We start from the raw sequence: 23,221 nt of genomic DNA, 5'->3' as shown, positions 1-23,221 counted from the left end.
AGGACGGGCTTTTTAACATGAAGCCCGCGGGATCACAACCGGGGCCAGCCACCGGTGCCGCGGGACGGGCGTCGGTGGCGACGGCGCGCGGCCTGGCGCGCCGGGGAGTCGCACGGACGGGATGCACGACGCATGCCGCCCGCTTCGCAGGTCAGGCTGCCGCGTCGAAGCTCTTCTTCCACGCGCCCGCATACACGACCTCGCCGATCGCATGGCGCGTACGCGGCGCCTTCTCGCGATCGCGCAGCACGGGATCGAGCTTGTCGACGTTGCCGTAGTGGCCGAGCGAGATGATCGACAGGATCGCGACGTCGGCCGGAATCGCGAACGCGTCGCGGAACGCCTTCGCGTCGAAACCGCTCATCTGATGCGCGGCGAGGCCCAGCGCATGCGCCTGCAGCACCAGCGACATCGCGGCTGCGCCCGCGTCGTACTGCGCGGTCGGCGCCGGTTCGCCCTTCGGCGTGAGCGTGTGCGAGGTCACTGCGATCAGCACCGGCGCCGGCGCATTCCAGCCCTGATTGAACGGCACCAGCGTCGCGAACGCGCGCTTGAATGCGTCTTCGTCCTGCGTGCGATCGAATACGATGAAGCGCCACGGCTGCGCGTTGTATGCGGACGGCGCCCAGCGCGCGGCTTCGAGCACCGCGTGCAGATCGCCGGCGCTGACGGACTCGTCCGAATACGCACGCGGGCTCCAGCGGCCCGCGATCAGATCGTGAATCGAAACAGTGGTGGGAGCAGGTTTGACGGACATGCGGTTCCTCGCTGACATCGATGAAGGGGCGCGAACGCCTGGCGAACCGCAAGCATACCCGCTTGAGCGGTTGCGCGCCCGATCCTCCCGCGCCATGCAAATCACCGTGCCTGCAATGGCCGGCCGCATGCGGTGCGGCCGGCCGGGCCACCGTGCTCAGGCTGCCTGCGCGGTTGCGCGCGACGGGCCGCGGTTGATCCGCAGCACGATCAGCGCGCCGACGATACACAGCCCGCCCGAGATCATCGACGCGATCGTGTAGGTGCCGAGGCTCGCGCGCAGCAGCCCCGCGCCGAGCGCCGCGAACGCCGCGCCGAGCTGGTGGCCGGCGACGATCCAGCCGAACACGACCGGCGCCGCAGCCTTGCCGAACACGTCGGTTGCGAGGCGCACGGTCGGCGGCACGGTCGCGATCCAGTCGAGCCCGTAGAACATCGCGAACAGCGGCAGCCCGAAGAAATCGATCCCGAACGCATGCGGCAGGTAGATCAGCGACAGCCCGCGCAGCCCGTAGTACCAGAACAGCAGCACGCGGTTGTCGTAACGGTCGGACAGCCAGCCCGACAGCGTCGTGCCGAACAGGTCGAACACGCCCATCGCGGCGAGCAGCGATGCGCCCTGCACTTCGGTCATCCCGTAGTCGCTGCACATCGCGATCAGGTGCGTGCCGACATAGCCGTTGGTGCTTGCACCGCAGATGAAGAAGCTGAAGAACAGCAGCCAGAAGTCGCGCGAGCGGCTCGCCATCAGCAGCGTGCGGAACGCGACCGCGAGCGGGTTCTCCTTCGTCGCTTCGGGCGCGGGCGGCGCATCGGCCGGCTCACCGTACGGGCGCAACTGCAGGTCGGCCGGCCGTTCGGGCAGCAGGAACGCGACGAGCGGAATCACGATCGCCGCGGCCACCGCGACGACCAGCACGACCGGCCGCCAGCCATGGCGCTGCGCGATCGCCGCGAGCATCGGCAGGAACACGAGCTGGCCGGTCGCCGTACTCGCGGTCAGGATGCCCATGATCAACCCGCGCCGCGCATGGAACCAGCGCGTGACGAAGGTCGCGGACAGCGTCAGCGCGACGACGCCCGTCGAGCAGCCGACCATCAGGCCCCAGATCACCACCATCTGCCAGCTCTGCGTCATCATCGACGACAGCGCGACGCCCGCGCTCATCGTCACGAGCGCGGTGAGAATCGTCGGGCGCAGCCCGAAGCGCTGCATCGCGGCGGCCGCGAACGGGCCCGTCAGCCCGTACAGCGCGATGTTCACCGAAATCGCCAGCGAAATCGCCGCGCGGCTCCAGCCGAGTTCGCGCTCGAGCGGCACCATCAGCACGCTCGGTGTCGCGCGCGTGCCGGCCGCCGCCAGCAGGATCAGGAAAACCACCGCCGCCGCGAGCCATCCGTAGTGGAAGCGCCCGCCGATTCGTGTCACCGCCCAGTTCATCTTCATGCTCTCCAGTTGGCGGCGCCGGTGCCATCGCACCTGCTCCGCCCCGCCAGGCCACCTCCGCCGCACGCTGCATCGGCTGACCCGGGCCGACGCTTGGCATTTGTCTGTCGATCCGACCGGCATTGTTACCGATCGGTCACAACTGTGTTGCGATCGTAGTTACCAGTCGGTAACATGTCAAGCAATTCATCACGCAGTCGAGGGTCATCATGTCCGGCATCGAAGCCGCCAAACCACTGGCGCGTCGCACTCGCCGGCCGATCGACGGGGCCACCGCGCACGAGCACCTGCTGCGCGCCGCCGAGGAGCTGTTTTACAAGGAAGGCGTTCGCACGGTCGGCGTCGAGGCGGTCGTCGAGCGCGCGGGCGTCAACAAGATGAGCCTGTACCGCCAGTTCTCGTCGAAGGACGAACTGATCCTCGCGTACCTGGAACGGATGGACGCGTGCTTCTTCGAGCGTCTCGACACGAGCGTCGCCAAGCATCCGGGCCAGCCGAAGGCGCAATTGATCCAGTATTTCGCCGATCTGGCCGAGCGCGCAACGCAGAAGGATTATCGCGGCTGCCCGTTCGTCAACGTCGCGGCGGAATTCCCGGATGCGTCGCATCCGGCGCGCGAGCGCGTCGCGCAGAACAAGGAACAGTTGATGAAGCGGCTCGTCGCGCTGTGCGAAGGCGCCGGCGCGCGGCAGCCGCAGGCGCTCGCCGATGCGCTCGCGCTGGTGGTCGAAGGCATCTACGCGGCGAGCCAGACCTACCGGTACGGCGAAACGCCGATCGGCACCGCGCCTGCGCTCGTCACGCAGTTGATCGAAGCCGCGTGCGCATGACAGGCGGCGCACGCCCGAACCGGGCGTGCCCGCTACAATGCGGCCCTCTCCGCTCTACCGCCCGACTGGTTTGACGATGACCGACACCCGCCCCGAATCGCATGACGATATCCTCGCCGCCACGCGGCACTGGCTCGCGCGCGCGGTGATCGGGCTCAATCTGTGCCCGTTCGCGAAAAGCGTCTATGTGAAGGAACAGGTGCGCTACGCGATCAGCGCAGCGACGACGCTGGAAGACGCGCTCGCCGAGCTCGAAACCGAGCTGCGCGCGCTCGACGCGGCGGACCCGCAGCAGGTCGACACGACGCTCGTGATCTTTCCGCATGCGTTCGCCGATTTCGTCGACTACAACGATGCGCTGTTCTTCGCCGACCGGCTCGTGCAGCAGTTGCGGCTCGACGGCGTGCTGCAGATCGCGAGCTTCCATCCGCAATACCGGTTCGAAGGCAGCGACCCCGACGACATCGAGAACTACACGAACCGCGCGCCGTATCCGATCCTGCACCTGCTGCGCGAAGACAGCATTGCGCGCGCGGTCGACGCGTTCCCGGACGCGTCCGCGATCTACGAAAGGAACCAGGAAACGCTGCGCCGCCTCGGCCACGACGGTTGGCACGAGTGGATGCGCCGGCCGGGCGACGACGTCTGATGCGCTGCACGGGCGCACCGGCCGCTACGCGGTTCGGCGCGCCCGCGCGTTAGCCTGCGGCCGGCTCGACGGCCTCGCCGCCCGCCGCCGCGGCCTCCGGCACGAAGAAGCGCTCGTTCAGCTCGGCGAGCCCGAACATGCCGAGGATCTCGTTCAGCCGCTCGCCGGGCCGCCGGCGCGGCAGGTTCTTGTACTGCGCGATGATCAGCTCGTTCTTCATCGAATGCTCCCAGCCGACCAGTTCGGTCACGCTGACCTGGTAGCCGTGCGCTTCGAGCTGCAGGCAGCGCAGCACGTTGGTGATCTGGCTGCCGAATTCGCGCGTATGCAGCGGATGCCGCCACACCTCGGTCAGCGCGCTCGCGAGCGACTTGCCCTTGTTCCTGCGCAGCACGCCCGCGACTTCCGCCTGGCAGCACGGCACCAGCACGATGTGCTGCGCGCGCTTCGCGAGCGCGAAGCGGATCGCGTCGTCGGTCGCCGTGTCACACGCGTGCAGCGCGGTGACGACGTCGACCGTTTCGGGCAGCTGCGTCGACGTGATCGAATCGGCAACCGACAGGTTCAGGAACGACATGCCGCCGAACCCGAGCCGCGCGGCGAGCTCGGCCGAGCGCGTGACGAGCTCCTCGCGCGTCTCGATCCCGTACACGTGCGACGCGAACGCCGGCGTGCCGTGCCCTGGCTGCTGCTTGAAGAACAGGTCGTACAGGATGAAGCCGAGATACGACTTGCCGGCGCCGTGATCGACGAGCGTCACGCTGTCCTTGTCGGCCTGCACGCCGGCCAGCAGCGGCTCGATGAACTGGAACAGGTGATAGACCTGCTTCAGCTTGCGGCGGCTGTCCTGGTTCAGCTTGCCGTCGCGGGTAAGGATGTGCAGTTCCTTCAGCAGCTCGACGGACTGCTCCGGACGGATTTCGTGGGTCTTGTTGGACATCGTGAAGCGGCGCCGGGCCACGGTCGGTCGACCACGGCCAGGCGACGGGAATTCGTGAGGAATGGCGACAGTTTACCGAAAATGCGCGGTCAGGCTCGTGCGCCGAGCCGCCACAGCGACGTGACCTCGGCGCGGCGCGCCGCATGCAGCGGATCGTCGGCGTCGGTCGACTTCGGATGCGCGGGGCGGATGTCGTCGCGGCCGAGCACGACGAGGCCCGCGTCGTCGATCCATTGCAGCAGCGTATCGCGCGGCCGCAGGCCGAGATGCTCGGCAAAATCGGACAGGATCAGCCAGCCCTCGCCGCCCGGTTCGAGATGTTCGGCCAGCCCCGCGAGGAAACCGCGCAGCATGCGGCTGTCGGGATCGTAGACCGCGTATTCGATCGGCGCGCTCGGCCGGGCCGGCACCCACGGCGGGTTGCAGACCACGAGCGGCGCACGGCCGGCCGGAAACAGGTCGGCTTCGACGATGTCGACGCGATCCGCATGACCGAGCCGCGCGACGTTCTCGCGCGCGCAGGCAAGCGCACGCGGATCCTGGTCGGTCGCGACGACGCGCTCGACGCCGCGCGACGCGAGCACGGCCGCGAGCACGCCGGTGCCCGTGCCGATGTCGAATGCGAGCGACGTCGCGGGCAGCGGCGTGCGCGCGACGAGCTCGACGTATTCGCCGCGCACCGGCGAGAACACGCCGTAGTACGGATGGATCGGCGCACCGCCGAGCGCCGGGATCGGCACGCCCTTCTTGCGCCATTCGTGCGCGCCGACGAGGCCGAGCAGTTCGCGCAGCGATACGACCGACGGCGCGCCGCCCGGCCCGTACGCCTCCTCGCATGCGGCACGCACGTCGGGCGCGCGGCGCAGCGGGATCGTGTAGTCGGCATCGAGCGGGATCAGCAGCATCCCGAGCGTGCGGGCGCGCTGCGACTGCGCGAGACGATGCAGGTTGAACGCGTCGACGCCGGCTGCGGCCTTTGCCTTCTTCGGCTTGCGCTCGACGCGGCGCGCCATCGCCTGCACGAGCTGGCGCGCATTCTGGAAATCGCCCTGCCACACGAGCGCGGTGCCCTCGCACGCAAGGCGGTAGGCCGCGTCGGCGGTGACGCGGTCGTCGGCGGGCACCGCGCGTTTCGGCGGCTGCACACCGGCTTCGGAGCGCCAGCGCACGGCATGATCGGCGCCGTCGGCGTCGGTCCAGTGGAAAACGGGGAAATCGGTCACGCGAACTCGGTTACGGTTGGCTTCAACGGGCGGCGGCATCGCGCCGCGCGGCTCACACCTTACCGCGCTTTGCCCGCGCGGCAAAGCGCGGGCGCGCGCCGGCAACGCCGCGGCGGCGCCGTTCAGCCGCCCCATCCCGGCATCGCGGGCAGGCGCAGCGTACCGGCGTCGTTGAAGTGCACGGTGCCGAGCACGCCGCCGGCGAGCCGGCCGCGCAGCGCATACGGCAGCTCGCCGTTCGCGGCCGCGCCGGGCAGGTTCCACGCCTGCCGCGCGGCCGCGAACGCCGACACGGAAACCGGCACGACGAGCACGGCCTCGCCGAAACGCGGCACGGTGCCCGAGCGATCGCTGACGCCGCTCGCGAACGGCGTGCCGTTCAGGTCGAGCGCGACCGAGATGCCGTCGTACTCGATCGGCGCATCGTTCGGGTTCTGTACGCGCAGCTTCAGGTTGAAACGCATCTCGAGACCCTGCCCGACGAGCGGGTCGAGCCCGGCGACCGACACGCGCACGGGGTCGCGCGTCAGCCCCGCGCAACCGCCGAGCACGAACACGGCGGCGAACAGCAGCAGCACGGCGCGCAGCGGCGCGATACGGAACAGGGCTCGTGGCATGGCAAGGCCTCCTTGCGGCAATCGGTGAGCGGGTCGTCGATGCATTGTACCGAGCGAGCGGCGGCACGCCGGAATTCGTAGTTTTTGCGGCGGCGTCAGATCGTTAATAGATTAAAACTACGGAATCATCAGCTAAACGGAAAGCGCATTAATGACTTCCAGCATTCAATGACGCGCGAAGAAATCAATAGATGCACTTTCTAAATTTTTCGTTTCCTTTACCTAAAACCATCAAGTATATTTACGCATCCTTCGAGCTAGCCGACAAACCTTGAAGCCGCATGACGGCGCATTTACGGAATGGCGACACGCCTTCCTTCCGTCCTGCGGACTGGCCCGGCCAGCCCCGTAGGTCGTCGGTTCAAAGGGATTGCGCGCCCGCGCCGGGCGTGCGGCCCCGTGTCGTGCGCGCGAAATCAATTCAGTACAACACGCGCCCGTCCATTTTGAACCGGCAAGTTAACCGACATCCGGAAATCCAGAGGGGGCAGTAAACCATGATTACCTTCACGTAGTCGGCCGCCGTCTTTTTCGAATAATCCGTCATTAGCATTTTCATCGCCGTTGATTAACGGCGAGGGGATTGCTTTTGCCGGCGTTTTCGCAGCACTGAACGATTCTTTCATCAATCGAGGTTTCAGTCATGTCGATCAACATTCGCAAGATGCGTTATCTGCCGCTCGTCGCCGCACTCGCGCTCGCCGGGTGCGGCGGCGACGACGGCGGCGTGGGCTCGGCTTCCGCGCTCAGCTCCGCCGGCGCGCCGCACTCGGGCTCGTCGCCCGCCGTCACCGCGCCGCCGAGCGCATCCAACGTCGACAAGAGCGTGTCGCCTGTCGAGCTGCCGGACACCGTCGTACCCGTGAACTACCGGCTGTGGTTCCGCCCGAACGAAGCGCTGAACGCGTTCGACGGCCGCGCCGACGTCGAGATCAAGGTGCTGAAGCCGGTCAACAACATCGTGATCGCCGGCCACCGGATCAAGTTCACGAACGGCCGCATCACGCTGCAGCCGGGCAACATCCAGCTGATCGCGACGCCGCAGGACAAGGGCGATTTCTACCAGCTGCGCCCCGTGAGCGGCTCGATCTCGCCGGGCAACTATTCGCTGCACATGGAGTGGTCGGGCATCATCAACTTCAAGTCTTATGACGACCCCGTCAAGAAGACGGGCGGCAGTTGCGGCGACGATCCGTATCCGGGTTGCTCGGCCGCGGAAGGCATCTTCCGCGTCGACCTGAAGAGCACCGACGGCACGACGAGCGGCGCGATCCTCACACAGGGCGAAACCAACCTGGCGCGCCAATGGTTCCCCGGCTGGGACGAGCCGGCGTTCCGCCCGACCTATGAAGTGACGGCCGAAGTGCCACAGAGCTGGCGCGTCGTGTCGAACGCGGCCGAGAAGCCGTCCACCAGCGTCGGCGGCGGCTACAAGCTCGTGCAGTTCGAGAAGACCCCGCCGATGCCGTCGTACCTGCTGTTCTTCGGCGGCGGCCTGTTCGACACCTACGAGGACGACTTCACGAGCCCGCTGCCGGGCGCCAAGGGCGGCCTGCACCTGCGCGTGTTCACGCCGCCGGGCATGAAAGACTGGGCGAAGCCGGCGATGGACCGCACCAAGCAGGCGCTCGATTTCTACTACCGCTACACGGGCATCCCGCTGCCGCTGACGAAGTTCGATACGGTGGCCGCGAACGACGCGTTCAAGGAGCAGAAGGACCTGAACTTCGGCGGGATGGAGAACTGGGGGTCGATCCTCGAGTTCGCCGACGACATCCTGCCGCAGCCGGGCCAGCCGATGTCGCACTACGGCAACGAGGTGCTGACGCACGAAGTCGCGCACCAGTGGTTCGGCGATCTCGTCACGACCGACTGGTGGGACAACGTGTGGCTCAACGAATCGTTCGCGACGTTCTTCGAGACGAAGACGACGATCCAGTTCTTCCCCGACGAGTTCAGCTGGCTCGACCAGGTGAAGAACAAGTACCGCGTGATCAATCGTGATATCGGCCCGAACGCGTTCCCGGTCGCGCCGAACTTCAACGGCTGGGCGTCGAACGACTTCGTGCTGAGCGCCAGCGCATTCACGTACGACAAGGGCGGCCACGTGCTGAAGACGCTCGAGAACTATCTCGGCGAACAGACGCTGCGCAAGGGTCTGCAGCAGTACCTGGTCGACTACTCGTTCGGCAACGGCACGCCGAAGCGCCTGTGGGATGCGCTGTCGAAGGAGAGCGGCCAGGCAATCGGCGCGATCGGCGACAGCTACGTGCGCCAGACCGGCGTGCCGCTGATCTCGCTCGACACGCAGTGCGACCTGACGAAGAACCAGACGATCGTCACGCTGAAGCAGCAGCCGTTCCCGAACAAGAACGCGTATCCGGGCCTGCAGTGGACGGTGCCGCTCACGCTCGCGTACGGCCAGGGTCTCGCGAAACGCACGACGCTCGCGCTGAAGGACACGCAGACGCAAACGCGGATCGACGGTTGCACGGGCGTGGTCGCGGACCCGAGCGGGCTCGACTACTACGTCGTGAACTACAGCGACGCGGCCTGGAGCGGGTTGCTCACGCAGGTCAACGGCTCGACCGATCCGGTGCTGCTGTCGAACCTGAAGAGCGAGGCCGCGCTGCTGGTCGCGAACAACCTCGCGCCGGCTTCCCGCTCGACGTCGATCGGTTCGGTCGCTTCGCCGGCCGCGATGAAGCTGCGCCAGACGCCGACCTTCGACGGCATCGCGCCGACGACGAAGGAACGCCCGGCACTGCAATACCAGGGCATCTTCAAGCCGCGCAAGGTAGTGACGCAGTAACGGTGCGTGCTCGGCCGGCGCCGCGCAGCCTGCGGCGCCAGCCGGCGTACCGGTCTTCCCGACCTTTGACGGGCCTCGCGAGCGAGGCCTTTTTTATTTCTGCGCGGCCCCGCGGTGCCCCGCCGCGAGTCGCCCCTTCGCCGTCACGCCCACGCGGAATCCCACGCCGGCTGCGCGAACCACGTTGCCAGGAACGCGACGAGCCGCGACGCACGCGCGCTGCCGCGAGCCTGCTGGCGCAACACGTGGATCGTCGCGTGCTCCGGCGTCGCGGCGACGCCCAGCCGGCGCGCGGCCGCCGAGAAGCTCTGCTGGTCGACCACGTCGACGAACAGCGCCAGGTGCGGGGAAAGGAAGTCGTCCATTCAGCGGTCTCGGGTTTTGCCATGCGCAAATCGCAAAACAATCATCCGCCTTTGCACATTTCCGCGTCGATTCGGCCCGACTAGACTGCATTCATGCTGTCCACCCGTTGCACGCGCCGGCCCGCCGGGCAGCGCGGCAACCATCCGCCCCGGAGATCATCATGCGCAGCATCCGCTTCGACGCCCCCGCCGCCGACATCGAGTCGCTCGACGCGCGCGTCAGGGAAATCGACCCACCCGTGCCGGCCGACGGCCAGATGCTGATCGAGGTACGCGCGGCCGGCGTCAACCCGAGCGACGTGAAGGCCGCGCTCGGCCGCATGCCGCACGCGGTGTGGCCGCGCACGCCCGGGCGCGACTGGGCCGGCATCGTACGAGACGGCCCTGCCGAATGGATCGGCGCGCCCGTATGGGGATCGGGCGGCGATCTCGGCGTGGGGCGCGACGGCTCGCACGCGGAATGGCTCGTGCTCGACGCGGCACTGGTGCGCCGCAAGCCGGCCGTGCTGACGCTCGACGAAGCGGCCGGCGTCGGCGTGCCGTTCGTCACCGCGTACGAGGGGTTGCGCCGGGCCGGCATGCCGACGGCCGACGACGTCGTGCTGGTGTTCGGCGCGAACGCCAAGGTCGGCCAGGCCGCGATCCAGCTCGCGACCGCGCGCGGCGCGACCGTGATCGGCGTCGAACGCGGCCCCGGCGGCTATCGTGGCCACGCATCGGGCGACGTGCACATGATCGACGCGTCGCGCTGGCCCGTCGCCGACGCCGTGCACGCCGCGACCGGCGGCCACGGCGCGGACATCGTCTACAACACGGTCGGCAGCCCGTATTTCGAAGCCGCGAACGCATCGATGGCGATCGGCGCGCGGCAGATCTTCATCTCGACGATCGACCACAGCGTGCCGTTCGACATCTTCGCGTTCTATCGCGGCCAGCACACGTACGTGGGTATCGACTCGATCCAGCTCGGCGGCGCCGCGGTCGCGCAGATCCTCGACACGCTCGCGCCCGGCTTCGGCAACGGCACGCTGCGCCCGTTCCCGATCGGCGACGGCTACGTGTACCCGCTCGAACGCGCGCACGACGCGTATCGCGCAGTGCTGGCCGGCGCGCGCGAGCGCGTCATCCTCAAGCCCTGACGCCGGACCGCACGGGAGAGACCACCATGATGGATTACGCGACTTCGCTCGCGGCGGGCCTCGGCGTCGGCGTGCCGTACGCGCTGCTGCAGGTGCGCTCGCCGGCCCCGCCGCTCGTCGCACTCGCCGGCCTGCCCGGGATGGTGATCGGCGAACGCGCGATCGCGCTGCTGCGTTGATGCAGCGCCGGCGCTAGCGATCGTCGCGACGGCGGAACGCCCACCATGCGGCAAGCCCCGTGAAGCCCGCGACGAGCAGCACCATCAGCCAGAAGCCGTGCTTGTTCTCCGAGAACGGCACGCCGCCGACGTTCATCCCGAAGAAGCCGGCGACGATGTTGATCGGCAGCGCGATCACGGTCACGAGCGTCAGCGTGAACAGCGTCCGGTTGTTCTGCTCGTCGAGACGCGACCCGATCTCCTCCTGCAACAGCTTGATCCGCTCGTTGAGCCCCGACAGATCCCCAAGCACCAGCGAGAACTCCTCGGTCGATTCGCGCAGCTCCTGCACGTCTTCCACGTGCAGCCACGCGGGCGGCTTCGCGAGCAGCCGGAAGATCGACCCGGGCTCGGGCGCGAGCATGCGCTGCAGGCGCGTCAGCGTGCGGCGCATCGCGCCGAGCTCGATGCGGCTCGACGTGAGCCGCTGCGACAGGAAGCGATCCTCGATTCGATCGACGTCGACGCTCGTGCGCCGCATGATCTGGATCAGCAGGTCGGCCTGGTCGCGCAGCAGGTGCACGAGCAGTTCCGCGGGCGACCGAAACTGCTCGCCGTCACGCACGCACGCGCGCAGCGTGTCGACCGAGCGCAGCGGCTTGAGTCGCGCAGTAACCATGATGCGCCGCTCGACGTGGACGAACAGCGTCGCGATCTCCGACGGCGTCAGTTCGAGATTGAACATCACGTCGTTGACGATCGCGCGCAGCGCGCCGTCTTCCTGCTCGATGCGCGTCGAGCGCGAACCTTCGTGGAGAAATTCGAAGAAGCTGTCGGGCAGCTCGAGATGCGTGCGCATCCAGCGCTCGCTCGCGCCGTGCGCGAGATTGAAGTGCAGCCAGACGAAATCGTCCGACGCGGCCGCATCGTGCGCGCGGCACGTGCGCAGCCACGCGGCGGCGGCATCGGCGTCGAGCGTCGCGCCGGATCCGCCCGGAACGAAGCGGAAGCCGCACACCATGCCGGACGTATCGGCGCCGTAAGTCTGTACGATCAGGTCCATCGTGTCGAAAGTCGTACGGCGCGCGGCGCGCCGCACATCGCGGGTCGCGGGCCCGCGCCGGGAAAGGAAAGGAGACGTATGCCCGACGGGCGTGACGCACGCGTGACAGCGTCACCCGGCATGATACCGGCGGCTTCCGTGCCCCAAAGCAACGCGCCGCCCAACGGGCGGCGCAGATACGGCATGGCGGCATGCGCAGGACGCGTTACTGCCGCGTCTCCGCCTGTGCTGCGTTCGGGCAAGCCGGATCCTTGCCCCAGTGGCCGTCGCAGACGCGCCAGCGGCACAACTGATCCTCGAAAAAGCCGCGCTCCGAACACTCCTTCACGCGCGCTCCAAGCGAGCCGGTCGTCGCGGCCGCCTTGGTCGGCACGGCCTGCGCCTTCTGTGCGGCGAGTTTCTTGTCGGCCGGCTTCGTGCGCGCGACGAGCGCCGCGAGCAGATCGGCATCCGGATCGTCCTTCCCGGCCGCCTTCGCATTCGCGGTACGCGTCGACGCCGCGTCGCGGCGCTTCTTCGCCTGCGCGAGCTCGGCTTCCTGTTCCTTGCGGCGCTTGCGGGCTTCGGCCTTCGTCTCGGCCTTCGTGTCGGCCTTGGCGTGTGCCGCGACCTTCGCGTTCTTCGCGGCGTCGGCCTTCGCGGTTTTGGTCGTCGCTGCCGCGGCGGCCGTGGCGGCTGCGGCTGCACCGGCCGTCGCCGCGCCCGATGCGTCGTCGGCGCCATTGGCGAGCGCGCGCGACAGGCGGCTGCTGTCCGCGCCGGACGCGGACGATGCGGATGCAACGGTCTGGGAAGCCGAATCGTCGTTGACGATCGTCGCCGGTTGCGCGGCGGACGCGCCATTCTGCGCGACCTGCACGGTGGCCCCGCTGGCCGGTGCGGCCTTGGCCGGCGCAGCCGCTGCGGGCGCGGCCGCTGCCGTGACGGCGGCGGCCTGCTCCCCCGAAGGCTGCTGCATGCGCCACGCGCCCCAGCCGCCGACGGCAACCACCAAGGCCACGACGGCCGCGATCGGTGCCTTCAGCGAACGGCGCGCCGGTTCGGCGGACGGCGTGACACGCCCTTCCAGATTCGCGAGAATGCGAGACTGCTGAGCTCCTCCGGTGCCTTCCGGTTTAGTATCGGACAGCAGGCTGGGTGGAGTTTTCGAATTTGAATTTTCCGGCGCACTCATTCAGCGTCTCATTGAATCCTGGTTTAATTCACCGCGATAATATAGCCCGGCCTCTCAAAGCAGCCTGATTCTAAGAGCAAGCATTGCAAAACACAATCAATTCCAATTTCCGGGGATTTCGTTGATTGCCGTCGCACTCGTCGCCTATTTCGCCCTTGCCGTCGCGGTTGCGGCACTGTTGCTTTTACCGGGTATCCGCGCGACCGTTTTCGAGTCCGTCGCCCAGTTTCACGGCCGTCTTACGCGCCGTGCGAACGATCGCGCCACCCGCACGCGAAGTCAGATTGTTAAATCGGCAAGCGCTACGCGCGGCGCATTAAACGATGTGCAAAATTTACTGGTTCGGCGGCGCTTGATGATTATGGTATCGGCAGGTATTCTTGCGACGCCGCCATTGGTCGCCATTGCGTTACGCGGCCGGCAATTGTTCCAGTACGACGACACGGCGCGCGTGCCCGACGAGAAGATCGCCGCGCTGCTGCAGGGCGAACAGCTTGTGCCGCCCCTGCCGCTGCCGCCGGAAGTCTTCGCCACCAAGGAAGTCGAACAGGTGCGCCCGGCGCTGAAGGACGCGAGCCGCGACTGGAACCTGCTGGACCCGGATTTCCGTACGCGTTTGCTGCTGGTCTACAAGATCATGCACGAACAATATGGTTATGAAATGGCGCTGCTGGAAGGTTACCGGAGCCCGGAACGGCAAAACCGGCTGGCACAGATGGGCAGCAACGTGACCAATGCGGCGGCCTTCCAGAGTTATCACCAATTCGGGCTGGCGGCCGACAACGCGTTCCTGCGCGACGGCAAGCTGGTCATTTCCGAGAAAGATCCGTGGGCGATGCGCGGCTACCAGTTGTACGGCCAGGTCGCCGAGCAGGTCGGCCTGACCTGGGGGGGCCGATGGAAAATGATGGATCTCGGGCACGTGGAATACCATAAACCCGGTTTTAAACTGGGACGCGGCAGCTAGCCAGGGCTGCCGGACAGGAAATAATGAGGGCGGCATGGGGCTTTTTAATATCCCGGCAGGAAACGATACGGGCGACGCAAAAAATCGGGCATTCCGGTGCGCGATTTTTTGCGGCCGCCGCTTCCGTTTTAAATCTCACAGCGTCCTTTCATTAATGCGCGCGCCTTCTCCGATGCCGCGGGCGCATTGATGCCAGCCCCCTTCATCCCGTTTGACAGCATGGCGACACATCGCGGCGCCACCCTTGCCGCTCGGCGCGCCTGCGTCGCCTTACCGAATCGCACCGGAACCTGAACGTCCTATGCAACGCATCCTCAACGTGCTGACTCATCCGCGTACGCTCTCGATCGTCGGGATCGTCGCGCTAGCGGCCATCCTCTTCATCGTCGCCGACATGCTGCAGCTCCCGCTGCTGTGGGCGGCGATCGCCTTCGCGGCGATCCTCGCGCTGTGGCTCGTCGTCGCGCTGTGGCGCCGCTGGCGCGTGAAGCGCGCGAACCAGCAGCTCGGCCAGGTGCTGGAAGAGCAGGCGGAAACCGGCAAGATCGCGGCACCCGCCGCCGCCGCGCTCGCGCCAGACGCGAAGACGGCCGACCTCGACGTGCTGCGCACGCGCCTGTCGGACGCGGTGAAGACGATCAAGACGTCGAAGATCGGCCAGGTCTCGGGCGGCTCCGCGCTGTACGAACTGCCGTGGTACATCGTGATCGGCAACCCGGCCGCGGGCAAGAGCAGCGCCGTGCTCAATTCGGGCCTGCAGTTCCCGTTCGCGGACAAGAACAGCGCCGTCATCCACGGCATCGGCGGTACGCGTAACTGCGACTGGTTCTTCACGACCGAAGGGATCCTGCTCGATACGGCCGGCCGCTATTCGGTGCACGAGGAAGACCGCAGCGAGTGGCTCGGCTTCCTCGGCCTGCTCAAGCGCTATCGTCCGAAGGCGCCGATCAACGGCATCATCGTCACCGCGAGCATCGCCGAACTCACCGGCAACCGCCCCGAATTCGCGATCAACCTCGCGAAAAACCTCCGCCAGCGCGTTCAGGAGCTGACGGAAAAACTCGAGGTGTTCGCGCCGGTCTACGTGATGTTCACGAAGGCCGACCTGATCACCGGCTTCACCGAATTCTTCAGCAGCAGCGACAAGCACGAGTACGACCGCGTGTGGGGCGCCACGCTTCCCTACGAGCCCGACGACAAGCGCGACGTCGTCGCGCAGTTCGACACGCACTTCGAGGAACTCTACGAAGGGCTGAAGGAGATCAGCGTCGCGCAGCTGGCGCTGTCGCGCGGCAACCAGCTGTCGCCGGGCCAGTTGAGCTTCCCGCTCGAATTCTCGACGATCAAGCCGTCGCTGCGCGCGTTCCTCGCGACGCTGTTCGAGAACAACCCGTTCCAGTACAAGCCGATCTTCCGCGGCTTCTATTTCACCAGCGCGCTGCAGGAAGGCGAAACCAGCAGCACGGCCGCGCAGCGCATCGCGCACCGCTTCGGCCTCGACGCGAACGCGCTGCCGAAGCCGCACAGCGCGTTCTCGAAGAACGGCTTCTTCCTGCGCGACCTGTTCTCGAAGGTGATCTTCGCGGACCGCCAGACGGTGCGCCAGTTCGCCAGCCCGACCAAGACGCGGCTGCGCTACGCGACCTTCTTCGGCTTCGTCGCGGCGCTCGCGATCGCGCTCGGCGGCTGGACCTGGTCGACGATCGGCAACCAGCAGCTCGTCTCGAACGTGCAGGCCGACCTCGACAACGTCACGCGCCTGCAGCAGGGCCGCAACGACCTGCAGTCGCGCCTGCAGGCGATGGACATCCTCGAAGACCGGATCGAGCAGCTCGAGCAGTTCCGTCGCGACAAGCCGCTGTCGGTGTCGCTCGGCCTGTACCAGGGCGACCGTCTCGAGCAGCACCTGCTGACCGAGTACTACAACGGCGTGCGCCAGATCCTGCTGGCCCCCGTGTCGCAGAACCTCGCGTCGTTCATGAAGGACGTGAACGCGCACCCCGAACAGCTCGTGCCGATGACCCGCCCGCCCGAATCGGGTGCCGTGCAGGGCGGCGCGATGCAGGTCTCGACCAACGCGGCAGGCGCCGCGCAGGCCGGTGCCGCGCTGGCCGCGTCCGGCACCGCGCCGGCCGCCGCGCCGCAGCAGCCGGCCGCACCGCAGGGCGGTCTCTACAGCGACGCGTCGCCGACCAACGTGCAGGACGCGTACAACGCGCTCAAGACGTACCTGATGCTGTCCGACAAGCGCCACGTCGAGCAGGCGCACCTGACCGACCAGCTCGCCCGCTTCTGGCGCGGCTGGCTCGAGACGAATCGCGGCAACATGCCGCGTGACGAGATGATCAAGAGCGCGGAGCGCATGATCTCGTTCTACCTCGCCCGCGTGAACGACAACGACTGGCCGATGATCGACGCGAACCTCGCGCTCGTCGACCAGACCCGCGAGAACCTGCGCCGTGTCGTGCGCGGGATGCCGGCCCGCCAGCGCGTCTACGAGGAAATCAAGGCGCGCGCGTCGACCCGCTTCGCGCCGATGACCATCGCGCGCATCGTCGGCGACGGCAACCAGGGGCTGGTGGCCGGCAGCTACGCGATTCCGGGCACGTTCACGCGCGAAGCGTGGTTCGACTACGTGCAGCCGGCGATCCGCGACGCGGCGACCAAGGAACTGCAGGCGAAGGACTGGGTGCTGAATACGTCGACGCAGGACGACCTGACGCTCGAGGGCAGCCCCGAGCAGATCCAGAAGACGCTGGTCGGCATGTACAAGACCGAGTACGCGCAGCACTGGCAGAAGTTCATGCAGGGCATCGCGGTGCAGGGCTTCAGCAGCTTCGGCCAGGCCGTCGACGGGATGAACCGCCTCGGCGACCCGCAGGATTCGCCGATCCGCAAGATCCTCGATACCGCGTACGACCAGACGTCGTGGGACAACCCGTCGCTCGCGAACGTGGCGATCAAGAAGGCGCAGACGGGCGTCGTGAACTGGGTCAAGCAACTGTTCTCGCGCTCGCAGGCCGGCCAGGTGGCGGCCGCCAACATCGACATCAACGGCAATCCGGCCGACGTGCCGATGGGTCCGATCGGCCAGGAGTTCATCGGGCTCGCGCGGATCGTCGCGACGCATGACGGCACGTCGATGCTCAAGGGCTACATGGATTCGCTGTCGAAGGTCCGGACCCGCTTCAACGTGATCAAGAACCAGGGCGACCCCGGCCCCGGCGCGCGCCAGCTGATGCAGCAGACTCTCGACGGCAACGGTTCGGAACTCGCCGATTCGCTGAAGCTCGTCGACGAGCAGATGCTGACGGGCCTCACCGATTCGCAACGCAAGTCGCTGCGTCCGCTGCTCGTGCGGCCGCTGATGCAGGCGTTCGCGGTCGTGATCCAGCCGGCCAGCACCGAAGTCAACAAGGTGTGGAACGCGCAGGTCTACCAGCCGTTCCAGAACTCGCTCGCGACGAAGTACCCGTTCGCGGCGAATGCGAAGGTCGAGGCCGGCGCCGGCGAGATCGCGCAGGTGTTCGGTCCGGACGGCGCGATCGCGAAGTTCGTCGGCACGACGCTCGGGCCGCTCGCGGTGCGCCGCGGCGACACGCTCGCCGCCCGCACGTGGGGCGACATGGGCATCGGGCTCACACCGGACTTCACGAACGGCTTCGCGCGCTGGGTCGCACCGCTCGCGGGCGGTGCGGCAGGCGGCGCGGCCGCGGCGTCCGAGCCGCAGACCGTGTTCCAGATCCTGCCGCAGCCGAGCACGGGCACGACGGAATACACGATCGCAATCGACGGCCAGCAACTGCGCTACCGCAACACGCCGCCGCAGTGGACCAACTTCGTGTGGCCGAACCCGCAGGGCTCGGCGGGTGCGACGCTGTCCGCGACGACCTTCGACGGCCGCACGGTGCAGCTCGTCAACGAGCCGGGCCGCTACGGTCTCGAGAAGCTGATCAACTCGGCGCAACGCAAGCGCCGTCCGGACGGCACCTTCGACCTGACGTGGACGCAGGGCAGCGTGAACGTGTCGGTGACGATGCGCATCATCAGCACGTCGCAACCGACGGCCGGTGGCGGCGACCAGCCGCAGCAGCAAAGCCTGCGCGGCCTGCAACTGCCGTCGTCGGTCGCCGACGCGAGCGCGGCTGCCGCGCAGAACGCGACCCAGTCCGGCACGGGCACGCCGGGCGCAGCGCCGGCCGTCGCGGCCGCCAACGCAACGAATGCACAGGGGGCGCAATGACGCAAACCGTACAGGCGCAAATCGCCTACTTCGGCAAGATCCCGTCGCGCGGCGACTTCGTGAAGAGCCAGCACAATCCGCAGTTGCTGCAGACGCTCGATCGCTGGATCGCGCAGGCGCTCGAACTGCTGGCGGAAGATCCGCGCTGGAAGCTCGTCTACGAGGATGCGAAGCCGATGCATTTCGCGTTCCTCGGCTCGCGCAGCAAGCTCGCGATCGCGGGCCACATGGTCGCGAGCCACGACGTGTCGATGCGCCGCTTCCCGTTCCTCGGCGCAACCGCGCTCGAGGTCGACCGGCCGCTCGCGTTCCTCGCGCGCAGCCCGCTCGCATTCGCGCGGCTGTGGTCGCGCGTCGCCACGCAGATGCCGCCGCTGCTCGGCAAGGACGAGCCGCCCGGCGCGCTGCAGGCGCTCGGCGACACGCAGGTGCCGATCGACGTCGGCGGCCCGGGCACGTCGCATGACGGCACCTTCAACGATTTCGTCGAACACCAGTCGCTGTATGGCCTGCAGCAGATGCTGCTCGAAAGCGGGCACCCGGTGCGGCTGCGCGGCGCGATGCTCGCGCTCGGCTCGCTGCTGCGGCCGGTGATGCAGAGCGGCTCGTCGCACATCGAGCGCGGCCTCACGCTGCCGCTGCCGGTCGATCCGTTCTACCGCAGCCTCGTCGCCGCGTTCTGGCTCGAACTGATCGCGCCGTTCGTCGCGCAGGCCGACTTCGAGCTCGCGATCTTCATCGGCTCGATCGCCGAGCGCGAACGGCTCATCATCGGCTTCAACGGCGCGTCGGCGAAGACGCTGCTGAGCGTTGTCGATCCGCAAACCTACGCCGCCCACAACATCGACATCGACGATCCCGAGTGGATCGACGCCCATGCGCAAAACGATCACCAGATCAGCAAGCTCGTCAGCTACCTCGACCAACCGCAACTCTCGCTGCGCGTCGCGATCGACGCGTTCCGCGAAGCGTTCATCGGAGGCTGACGGGATGCATCGCACGAATTACGTCCTCGCCGCCCTCCTCGCCGCCGGCCTGTTCGCGAGCGGCGCGAGCTTCGCGCAGAACACCGGCGCGACCGTCACGCCGGTCGGCAACGGCGCAGTCGCGACGACCGCGCTGCCCGCGAACGCCGGCGCCACGCCGGCGACAGCGTCCGGCACCGTCGTGCACGGCACGGCCGGCACGATCACGCCGCCGCCCGCGAACGCGGCGCCCGGCCAGGTCGTCGCCGGCGGCAAGGTGCCCGACGAAGCGACCAAGGCCGCCGTGCTGCAGAAGCTGCGCGACACCTACGGCGCGGCGAACGTCGTCGACCAGATCGAGGTCGGCGACGTCGCGACGCCGCCGAACTGGAGCGCGAACGTGCAGAAGCTGCTCGGCGCGCAGCTCAAGCAGATCAGCAAGGGGCAACTGAAGATCAACGGCACGCAGATCGAGATGAAGGGCGAGGTGCACAACGAGGCGCAGCGCCAGCAGCTCGCGAGCGACATGGCGAACACGCTGAACCCGACCTACACGATCAAGAACGGGCTGCGCGTGTCGGCGTCCGAGCAAGGTGTGCTCGACCAGACGCTCGCGAACCGGACGATCGAGTTCGAGACCGGCAGCGCGACGCTGACGCCGCAGGGCAAGCTGATCCTCGACCAGATGGCGGCCGCACTCTCGAAGATGCAGAACCGCACGGTCGACATCATCGGCCACACCGACAACTCGGGGAACCGGACCTCGAACATCGCGCTGAGCCAGGCGCGCGCGGATGCGGTGAAGGGTTACCTGATCACGAAGAGCATCCCGCCGCAGCAGATGACGACGACGGGCGTCGGGCCGGATCAGCCGATCGCGCCGAATGACACGGCGGATGGAAGGGCGCGGAATCGGAGGATCGAGTTCCGGGTGGGGCAGTAAACCGCGCGCATTGCCACCGCACGGGCCGGTGTTTGCATTGCTTCGGCGAATGCGGTTCGCACGGTGCGTCGACAGGCGTGTCGACATGCCGGCCATCTACTCCCTCGCGGTCGGAGGGCGCGTCCTGGCCCGCTGCCTCAATCGCCAGTCGACACGACCGGTTTCCCAAGAACTGCCCCCGGCCGACGCGGCATGCCGATCATCAACAAGCTGCCCGTGACGATAACGCCAGCTAGAAGCTGCGAACACGGGTACAGCAGCGCCGTCGAGAACAACAACGAATCCGCCGACACCGGCCCCAGATTCGCTATGAAAATTACACGGCATCTGTCGGGTATGACGCTTCGTTCTGTCGTTTCAGTCAGTTAATGCGGGTGGATCTTCGCCATGTGCTTTCAGACCGCGCCGGCGCCAGATAAATCGCAAATCGGTAGATCGTATCGATGACGCCGGCGCGTGTAAGGAAACGGCCGGCGGGTAATTGCTTCTGGCGCTTCGATTTGATTTGATATCGAGTCGAGGCCACGCCATCTGCATAAGGCGTATCTGAATCATTGAACACACCGACGACAAGTCGCGGCGTCCCCTTGCCTGCTTCCCAAGCCACATCATTTCGCTGCAAGCAAACGCATGTTCACGAACCGAGAATGACCTTTTTTCCAGTCCTTTTTTCTAGCCTCAACGGCAAATACACTCGAAAAAAAAGAGATTTCACGTAGAAATTCCCGAGAATATAAATTGACATCGGAAACGCGACAAGCGACAAAACAACGCATATCGCATGCGGACCAACATTATCACTGAAAATATGATTCGCATTCATTCCAAATGCCGCAGCAAAAGGCGCCAAATATCCGACCACCGACAACACCGAACCTTTCAATGGATTTCTCGACGTCAACTGATCGATATACCCACCGCGAGAATTACGAAAAATCAAACTCTTGCCATCGTCGTGATAAATTGTACCCAGAACCGCCTCCTTCAGTGCAGCGCGGCGAAAATCCAAAAAAACCATGAAGGCGTGTCGCCCGATAATACCGAAGCAAATCACGACCACTGAAGCCTTCAAAACCACGGGCATCGGTATATACAATATGTAAAACAACCAAATCAACGCAATCATCAACCACGGAACCAGCGCCAACATGGAGACAACGCCTTCAACCCAGAGCCTGCGCGATTGCCGATTCGTCACATAGTGGAAATACAACACAACCGACACGAAAACCTGGATGACCAACACCAGCTTCCACAAAGAATCCGCCATCACACCCAGTTGCGAGAACACATAATACATGCCAGCGACAAGCAAACCAAACACCAACTCAATTGCCGCCAGCTTACCATGCAAATCTATCGGCGAACCATCATCAACATCGGATTGAATCGTCATCAAGTTTTAATCCCAAAATAAACCACATCGAAATACACATCTATGGGATCATAATCCATTTTGAACCAGAATAATAATCACCATAATCCTTAGGCAATTTTTCCTCGAGCACTTTACCAGCCTTTCGTATCATAGCCTCGATCTCATTTGCTATCGCCTTGGGATTATGAAACAGAAGTTTTACAAATTTTTTCCCACTAGCATCAAACAAGTAATCAACAAGCAACCCAACGCCCGCAATCAAAACAAAGCCACCTATTGCCAAAGCGCCAACCGTTACCCCTGTCGCCGCGGCCGCAGTCACAACAGCCGCGTTAACAAGACTTATTGCCGCACCAACCAAGGCTGCCTTGAAAGCGTCAACCAGCAATATTGCGACTAAATCGCGGAAATCCTGAGCCGGGTCCGAAAACCAGACAAATGTGTCTATTCCGGCACCGATAAAAAATGCAATCAGTGAATTTCCGGCAAAAGATCCCTTGGCTGCGTTCCATGCCGCTGCTCCGGCGGATGACAATGACCCCGCCCCTCCGGCTATCGTCGCCAGCTTAGTGCCAGCCTGCACCTCTCGTTGATAGCCGACCAATAGAAATCCCAGAGTTTTCCAATCCTCCGGGACAGTGGAGAACGTGAGCACCGTCTCACCACCACGCTTAACCAAATAAAACGATCTTTTAAAAAAGTCCCTCGCCCAGGGTTCATTTCCATACCAGGCATCTCTGATATACGCACCGATATTTCCGGCCTGCATAAGCAACCAGTTTCTCGATATAACATCATGAGGATTTGGCTTAAACTCGTATGGCTTGTCACCTTCTTTGAAAAAACTAAGCACCCAATTAGGCTCCTCCACCCCGACATTCCGCTTCACGCTAAACATGTGAATGGAGTAATTTATTTCCCGACCGTCCTTGGAAAAATTCAACGCCTCATTAGAATAAATATTGGCAACCCCCGTCGTCGACCTTTTTGACTGAAACGGACTATCGCTCAACTGACTGGGCGAATCACCCTTGGATTGTGCCTGGCGAGCCCGATCCAGAGCCGACATTAGAGATGGCGACGGAGGGTTACCGCCTAGCACTCCGGCATCCGAAATTCGAATTAAATCCTTCGCCCACTCTTTGTCGTTGTGGAGTGTAATCAGAACCGGCGCTGGTTTATCCTTCGGATCGTCCGTACAACCCTTTGTGCAGTCTATCTTGCTGATCGGATAGCGCCCCAGCACCTTTTCACCTTCTTTGAGAATCAGGCTACCCTCGAAAGTACGACCGATCCAGATGTAGCATGGCTCCCCATCCTTGAACGTGGTCTGGCCGGCATTCACTTTCCGCTTCGTGTCATAAAAGCGCCCGTTGGGTTGATCGGGATGCGTCGTGGTGACGGTATAAGTTGCGCCTGGGTGAAGCTTGATGTCGAATACCACGTCCCGGTGCTTGCGCAACAGCACCGTCAACTCCGTCTCGGCCGCGCAGTTGACTGCCTCCCCCGGCAGATCGATACAAACGTTATGCTGAACAAGCGGCCTGCCCAT

General features: G+C 65.5%; 20 protein-coding genes. 9 read left to right on the top strand and 11 right to left on the bottom strand.

The genetic code is table 11. The annotated features are described in order from the left end of the window. Nucleotides 1-151: 151 nt before the first annotated feature. Together LXM88_RS07335 and LXM88_RS07330 are read right to left on the bottom strand one after the other, a co-directional pair. A complete protein-coding gene (locus LXM88_RS07335; RefSeq protein WP_262540609.1) occupies nucleotides 152-757 on the bottom strand; it encodes a nitroreductase family protein in 606 nt (201 codons plus the stop codon). Between the two features lie 156 nt (nucleotides 758-913). Further along, complete coding sequence (locus LXM88_RS07330) at nucleotides 914-2,197, bottom strand: MFS transporter (protein WP_262542814.1); 1,284 nt, start codon at nucleotides 2,195-2,197, stop codon at nucleotides 914-916. A gap of 215 nt (nucleotides 2,198-2,412) precedes the next feature. On the opposite strand from LXM88_RS07330, the gene LXM88_RS07325 reads away from it, so the two are divergent. Both LXM88_RS07325 and LXM88_RS07320 read left to right on the top strand, forming a co-directional pair. Continuing rightward, nucleotides 2,413-3,033 carry a TetR/AcrR family transcriptional regulator gene (locus tag LXM88_RS07325; RefSeq protein WP_262540608.1) on the top strand — a complete coding sequence of 207 codons (621 nt, stop codon included), beginning with the start codon at nucleotides 2,413-2,415 and terminating at the stop codon, nucleotides 3,031-3,033. Between the two features lie 76 nt (nucleotides 3,034-3,109). After that, nucleotides 3,110-3,682: a DUF1415 domain-containing protein gene (locus LXM88_RS07320; RefSeq protein WP_262540606.1), complete on the top strand. Its 573-nt coding sequence runs from the start codon at nucleotides 3,110-3,112 to the stop codon at nucleotides 3,680-3,682. 49 nt (nucleotides 3,683-3,731) lie between these two features. On the opposite strand, the gene LXM88_RS07315 is transcribed toward LXM88_RS07320, so the two are convergent. The 4 genes from LXM88_RS07315 to LXM88_RS07300 form a co-directional block, all read right to left on the bottom strand. After that, nucleotides 3,732-4,622: a class I SAM-dependent methyltransferase gene (locus LXM88_RS07315; protein ID WP_262540605.1), complete on the bottom strand. Its 891-nt coding sequence runs from the start codon at nucleotides 4,620-4,622 to the stop codon at nucleotides 3,732-3,734. A gap of 89 nt (nucleotides 4,623-4,711) precedes the next feature. Beyond that, a complete protein-coding gene (locus LXM88_RS07310) occupies nucleotides 4,712-5,845 on the bottom strand; it encodes a class I SAM-dependent methyltransferase (RefSeq protein WP_262540604.1) in 1,134 nt (377 codons plus the stop codon). A gap of 122 nt (nucleotides 5,846-5,967) precedes the next feature. Beyond that, nucleotides 5,968-6,462 carry an LEA type 2 family protein gene (locus LXM88_RS07305; RefSeq protein WP_262540602.1) on the bottom strand — a complete coding sequence of 165 codons (495 nt, stop codon included), beginning with the start codon at nucleotides 6,460-6,462 and terminating at the stop codon, nucleotides 5,968-5,970. A 416-nt stretch (nucleotides 6,463-6,878) separates the two neighbouring features. Beyond that, nucleotides 6,879-7,088: a hypothetical protein gene (locus LXM88_RS07300; RefSeq protein WP_217590696.1), complete on the bottom strand. Its 210-nt coding sequence runs from the start codon at nucleotides 7,086-7,088 to the stop codon at nucleotides 6,879-6,881. Nucleotides 7,089-7,105: 17 nt separating this feature from the next. Here LXM88_RS07300 and LXM88_RS07295 point away from each other — a divergent pair, with 17 nt between their 5' ends. Next, nucleotides 7,106-9,274, top strand: coding sequence for a M1 family metallopeptidase (locus LXM88_RS07295; protein ID WP_262540599.1), 2,169 nt, complete (start codon nucleotides 7,106-7,108; stop codon nucleotides 9,272-9,274). A 143-nt stretch (nucleotides 9,275-9,417) separates the two neighbouring features. On the opposite strand, the gene LXM88_RS07290 is transcribed toward LXM88_RS07295, so the two are convergent. Beyond that, complete coding sequence (locus tag LXM88_RS07290; protein WP_262540597.1) at nucleotides 9,418-9,639, bottom strand: helix-turn-helix domain-containing protein; 222 nt, start codon at nucleotides 9,637-9,639, stop codon at nucleotides 9,418-9,420. A 161-nt stretch (nucleotides 9,640-9,800) separates the two neighbouring features. On the opposite strand from LXM88_RS07290, the gene LXM88_RS07285 reads away from it, so the two are divergent. Together LXM88_RS07285 and LXM88_RS07280 are read left to right on the top strand one after the other, a co-directional pair. Beyond that, nucleotides 9,801-10,778, top strand: coding sequence for a quinone oxidoreductase family protein (locus LXM88_RS07285; RefSeq protein ID WP_262540596.1), 978 nt, complete (start codon nucleotides 9,801-9,803; stop codon nucleotides 10,776-10,778). A 26-nt stretch (nucleotides 10,779-10,804) separates the two neighbouring features. Then, nucleotides 10,805-10,957: a XapX domain-containing protein gene (locus LXM88_RS07280; protein WP_262540595.1), complete on the top strand. Its 153-nt coding sequence runs from the start codon at nucleotides 10,805-10,807 to the stop codon at nucleotides 10,955-10,957. Between the two features lie 13 nt (nucleotides 10,958-10,970). Here LXM88_RS07280 and LXM88_RS07275 read toward each other — a convergent pair whose 3' ends face one another. Both LXM88_RS07275 and LXM88_RS07270 read right to left on the bottom strand, forming a co-directional pair. Further along, nucleotides 10,971-11,999, bottom strand: a complete 1,029-nt coding sequence (locus LXM88_RS07275) for a transporter (protein ID WP_262540594.1) — start codon at nucleotides 11,997-11,999, stop codon at nucleotides 10,971-10,973. A 205-nt stretch (nucleotides 12,000-12,204) separates the two neighbouring features. Beyond that, the gene (locus LXM88_RS07270; protein ID WP_262540593.1) at nucleotides 12,205-13,173 is read right to left on the bottom strand and encodes a phage tail protein; all 969 of its coding nucleotides are present in this window, start codon (nucleotides 13,171-13,173) and stop codon (nucleotides 12,205-12,207) included. A 121-nt stretch (nucleotides 13,174-13,294) separates the two neighbouring features. Here LXM88_RS07270 and LXM88_RS07265 point away from each other — a divergent pair, with 121 nt between their 5' ends. The 4 genes from LXM88_RS07265 to LXM88_RS07250 all read left to right on the top strand — a co-directional run bounded on the left by LXM88_RS07265 (nucleotide 13,295) and on the right by LXM88_RS07250 (nucleotide 20,291). Then, complete coding sequence (locus LXM88_RS07265) at nucleotides 13,295-14,140, top strand: M15 family metallopeptidase (RefSeq protein ID WP_262540592.1); 846 nt, start codon at nucleotides 13,295-13,297, stop codon at nucleotides 14,138-14,140. Between the two features lie 301 nt (nucleotides 14,141-14,441). After that, nucleotides 14,442-18,383, top strand: coding sequence for a type VI secretion system membrane subunit TssM (gene tssM, locus LXM88_RS07260; protein ID WP_262540590.1), 3,942 nt, complete (start codon nucleotides 14,442-14,444; stop codon nucleotides 18,381-18,383). Beyond that, on the top strand, nucleotides 18,380-19,369 hold the full coding sequence (gene tagF, locus LXM88_RS07255; protein ID WP_262540589.1) for a type VI secretion system-associated protein TagF: 990 nt from the start codon (nucleotides 18,380-18,382) through the stop codon (nucleotides 19,367-19,369). The genes tssM and tagF overlap by 4 nt, the downstream gene beginning before the upstream one ends. 4 nt (nucleotides 19,370-19,373) lie before the next feature. Then, nucleotides 19,374-20,291 carry an OmpA family protein gene (locus LXM88_RS07250; protein ID WP_262540588.1) on the top strand — a complete coding sequence of 306 codons (918 nt, stop codon included), beginning with the start codon at nucleotides 19,374-19,376 and terminating at the stop codon, nucleotides 20,289-20,291. 634 nt (nucleotides 20,292-20,925) lie between these two features. On the opposite strand, the gene LXM88_RS07245 is transcribed toward LXM88_RS07250, so the two are convergent. Both LXM88_RS07245 and LXM88_RS07240 read right to left on the bottom strand, forming a co-directional pair. Then, nucleotides 20,926-21,687, bottom strand: a complete 762-nt coding sequence (locus LXM88_RS07245; protein ID WP_262540587.1) for a hypothetical protein — start codon at nucleotides 21,685-21,687, stop codon at nucleotides 20,926-20,928. Nucleotides 21,688-21,727: 40 nt separating this feature from the next. Next, the gene (locus tag LXM88_RS07240) at nucleotides 21,728-23,221 is read right to left on the bottom strand and encodes a hypothetical protein (RefSeq protein ID WP_262540586.1); all 1,494 of its coding nucleotides are present in this window, start codon (nucleotides 23,219-23,221) and stop codon (nucleotides 21,728-21,730) included.

This window comes from Burkholderia sp. S-53, from assembly GCF_025560745.1.
Classification (GTDB): Bacteria; Pseudomonadota; Gammaproteobacteria; order Burkholderiales; family Burkholderiaceae; genus Burkholderia; species Burkholderia pyrrocinia.
This window is presented reverse-complemented; position numbering and strand designations above follow the sequence as displayed.

What these genes read in the sequence shown, in the direction of transcription:
- LXM88_RS07305 (WP_262540602.1), bottom strand. Translation starts at nt 6,462, where the DNA reads ATGCCACGAGCCCTGTTCCGTATCGCGCCGCTGCGCGCCGTGCTGCTG.
- LXM88_RS07275 (WP_262540594.1), bottom strand. Translation starts at nt 11,999, where the DNA reads ATGGACCTGATCGTACAGACTTACGGCGCCGATACGTCCGGCATGGTG.
- tssM (WP_262540590.1), top strand. Translation starts at nt 14,442, where the DNA reads ATGCAACGCATCCTCAACGTGCTGACTCATCCGCGTACGCTCTCGATC.
- LXM88_RS07330 (WP_262542814.1), bottom strand. Translation starts at nt 2,197, where the DNA reads ATGAACTGGGCGGTGACACGAATCGGCGGGCGCTTCCACTACGGATGG.
- tagF (WP_262540589.1), top strand. Translation starts at nt 18,380, where the DNA reads ATGACGCAAACCGTACAGGCGCAAATCGCCTACTTCGGCAAGATCCCG.
- LXM88_RS07270 (WP_262540593.1), bottom strand. Translation starts at nt 13,173, where the DNA reads ATGAGTGCGCCGGAAAATTCAAATTCGAAAACTCCACCCAGCCTGCTG.
- LXM88_RS07300 (WP_217590696.1), bottom strand. Translation starts at nt 7,088, where the DNA reads ATGAAAGAATCGTTCAGTGCTGCGAAAACGCCGGCAAAAGCAATCCCC.
- LXM88_RS07240 (WP_262540586.1), bottom strand. Translation starts at nt 23,221, where the DNA reads ATGGGCAGGCCGCTTGTTCAGCATAACGTTTGTATCGATCTGCCGGGG.
- LXM88_RS07325 (WP_262540608.1), top strand. Translation starts at nt 2,413, where the DNA reads ATGTCCGGCATCGAAGCCGCCAAACCACTGGCGCGTCGCACTCGCCGG.
- LXM88_RS07335 (WP_262540609.1), bottom strand. Translation starts at nt 757, where the DNA reads ATGTCCGTCAAACCTGCTCCCACCACTGTTTCGATTCACGATCTGATC.
- LXM88_RS07290 (WP_262540597.1), bottom strand. Translation starts at nt 9,639, where the DNA reads ATGGACGACTTCCTTTCCCCGCACCTGGCGCTGTTCGTCGACGTGGTC.
- LXM88_RS07315 (WP_262540605.1), bottom strand. Translation starts at nt 4,622, where the DNA reads ATGTCCAACAAGACCCACGAAATCCGTCCGGAGCAGTCCGTCGAGCTG.
- LXM88_RS07320 (WP_262540606.1), top strand. Translation starts at nt 3,110, where the DNA reads ATGACCGACACCCGCCCCGAATCGCATGACGATATCCTCGCCGCCACG.
- LXM88_RS07295 (WP_262540599.1), top strand. Translation starts at nt 7,106, where the DNA reads ATGTCGATCAACATTCGCAAGATGCGTTATCTGCCGCTCGTCGCCGCA.
- LXM88_RS07285 (WP_262540596.1), top strand. Translation starts at nt 9,801, where the DNA reads ATGCGCAGCATCCGCTTCGACGCCCCCGCCGCCGACATCGAGTCGCTC.
- LXM88_RS07245 (WP_262540587.1), bottom strand. Translation starts at nt 21,687, where the DNA reads ATGACGATTCAATCCGATGTTGATGATGGTTCGCCGATAGATTTGCAT.
- LXM88_RS07250 (WP_262540588.1), top strand. Translation starts at nt 19,374, where the DNA reads ATGCATCGCACGAATTACGTCCTCGCCGCCCTCCTCGCCGCCGGCCTG.
- LXM88_RS07280 (WP_262540595.1), top strand. Translation starts at nt 10,805, where the DNA reads ATGATGGATTACGCGACTTCGCTCGCGGCGGGCCTCGGCGTCGGCGTG.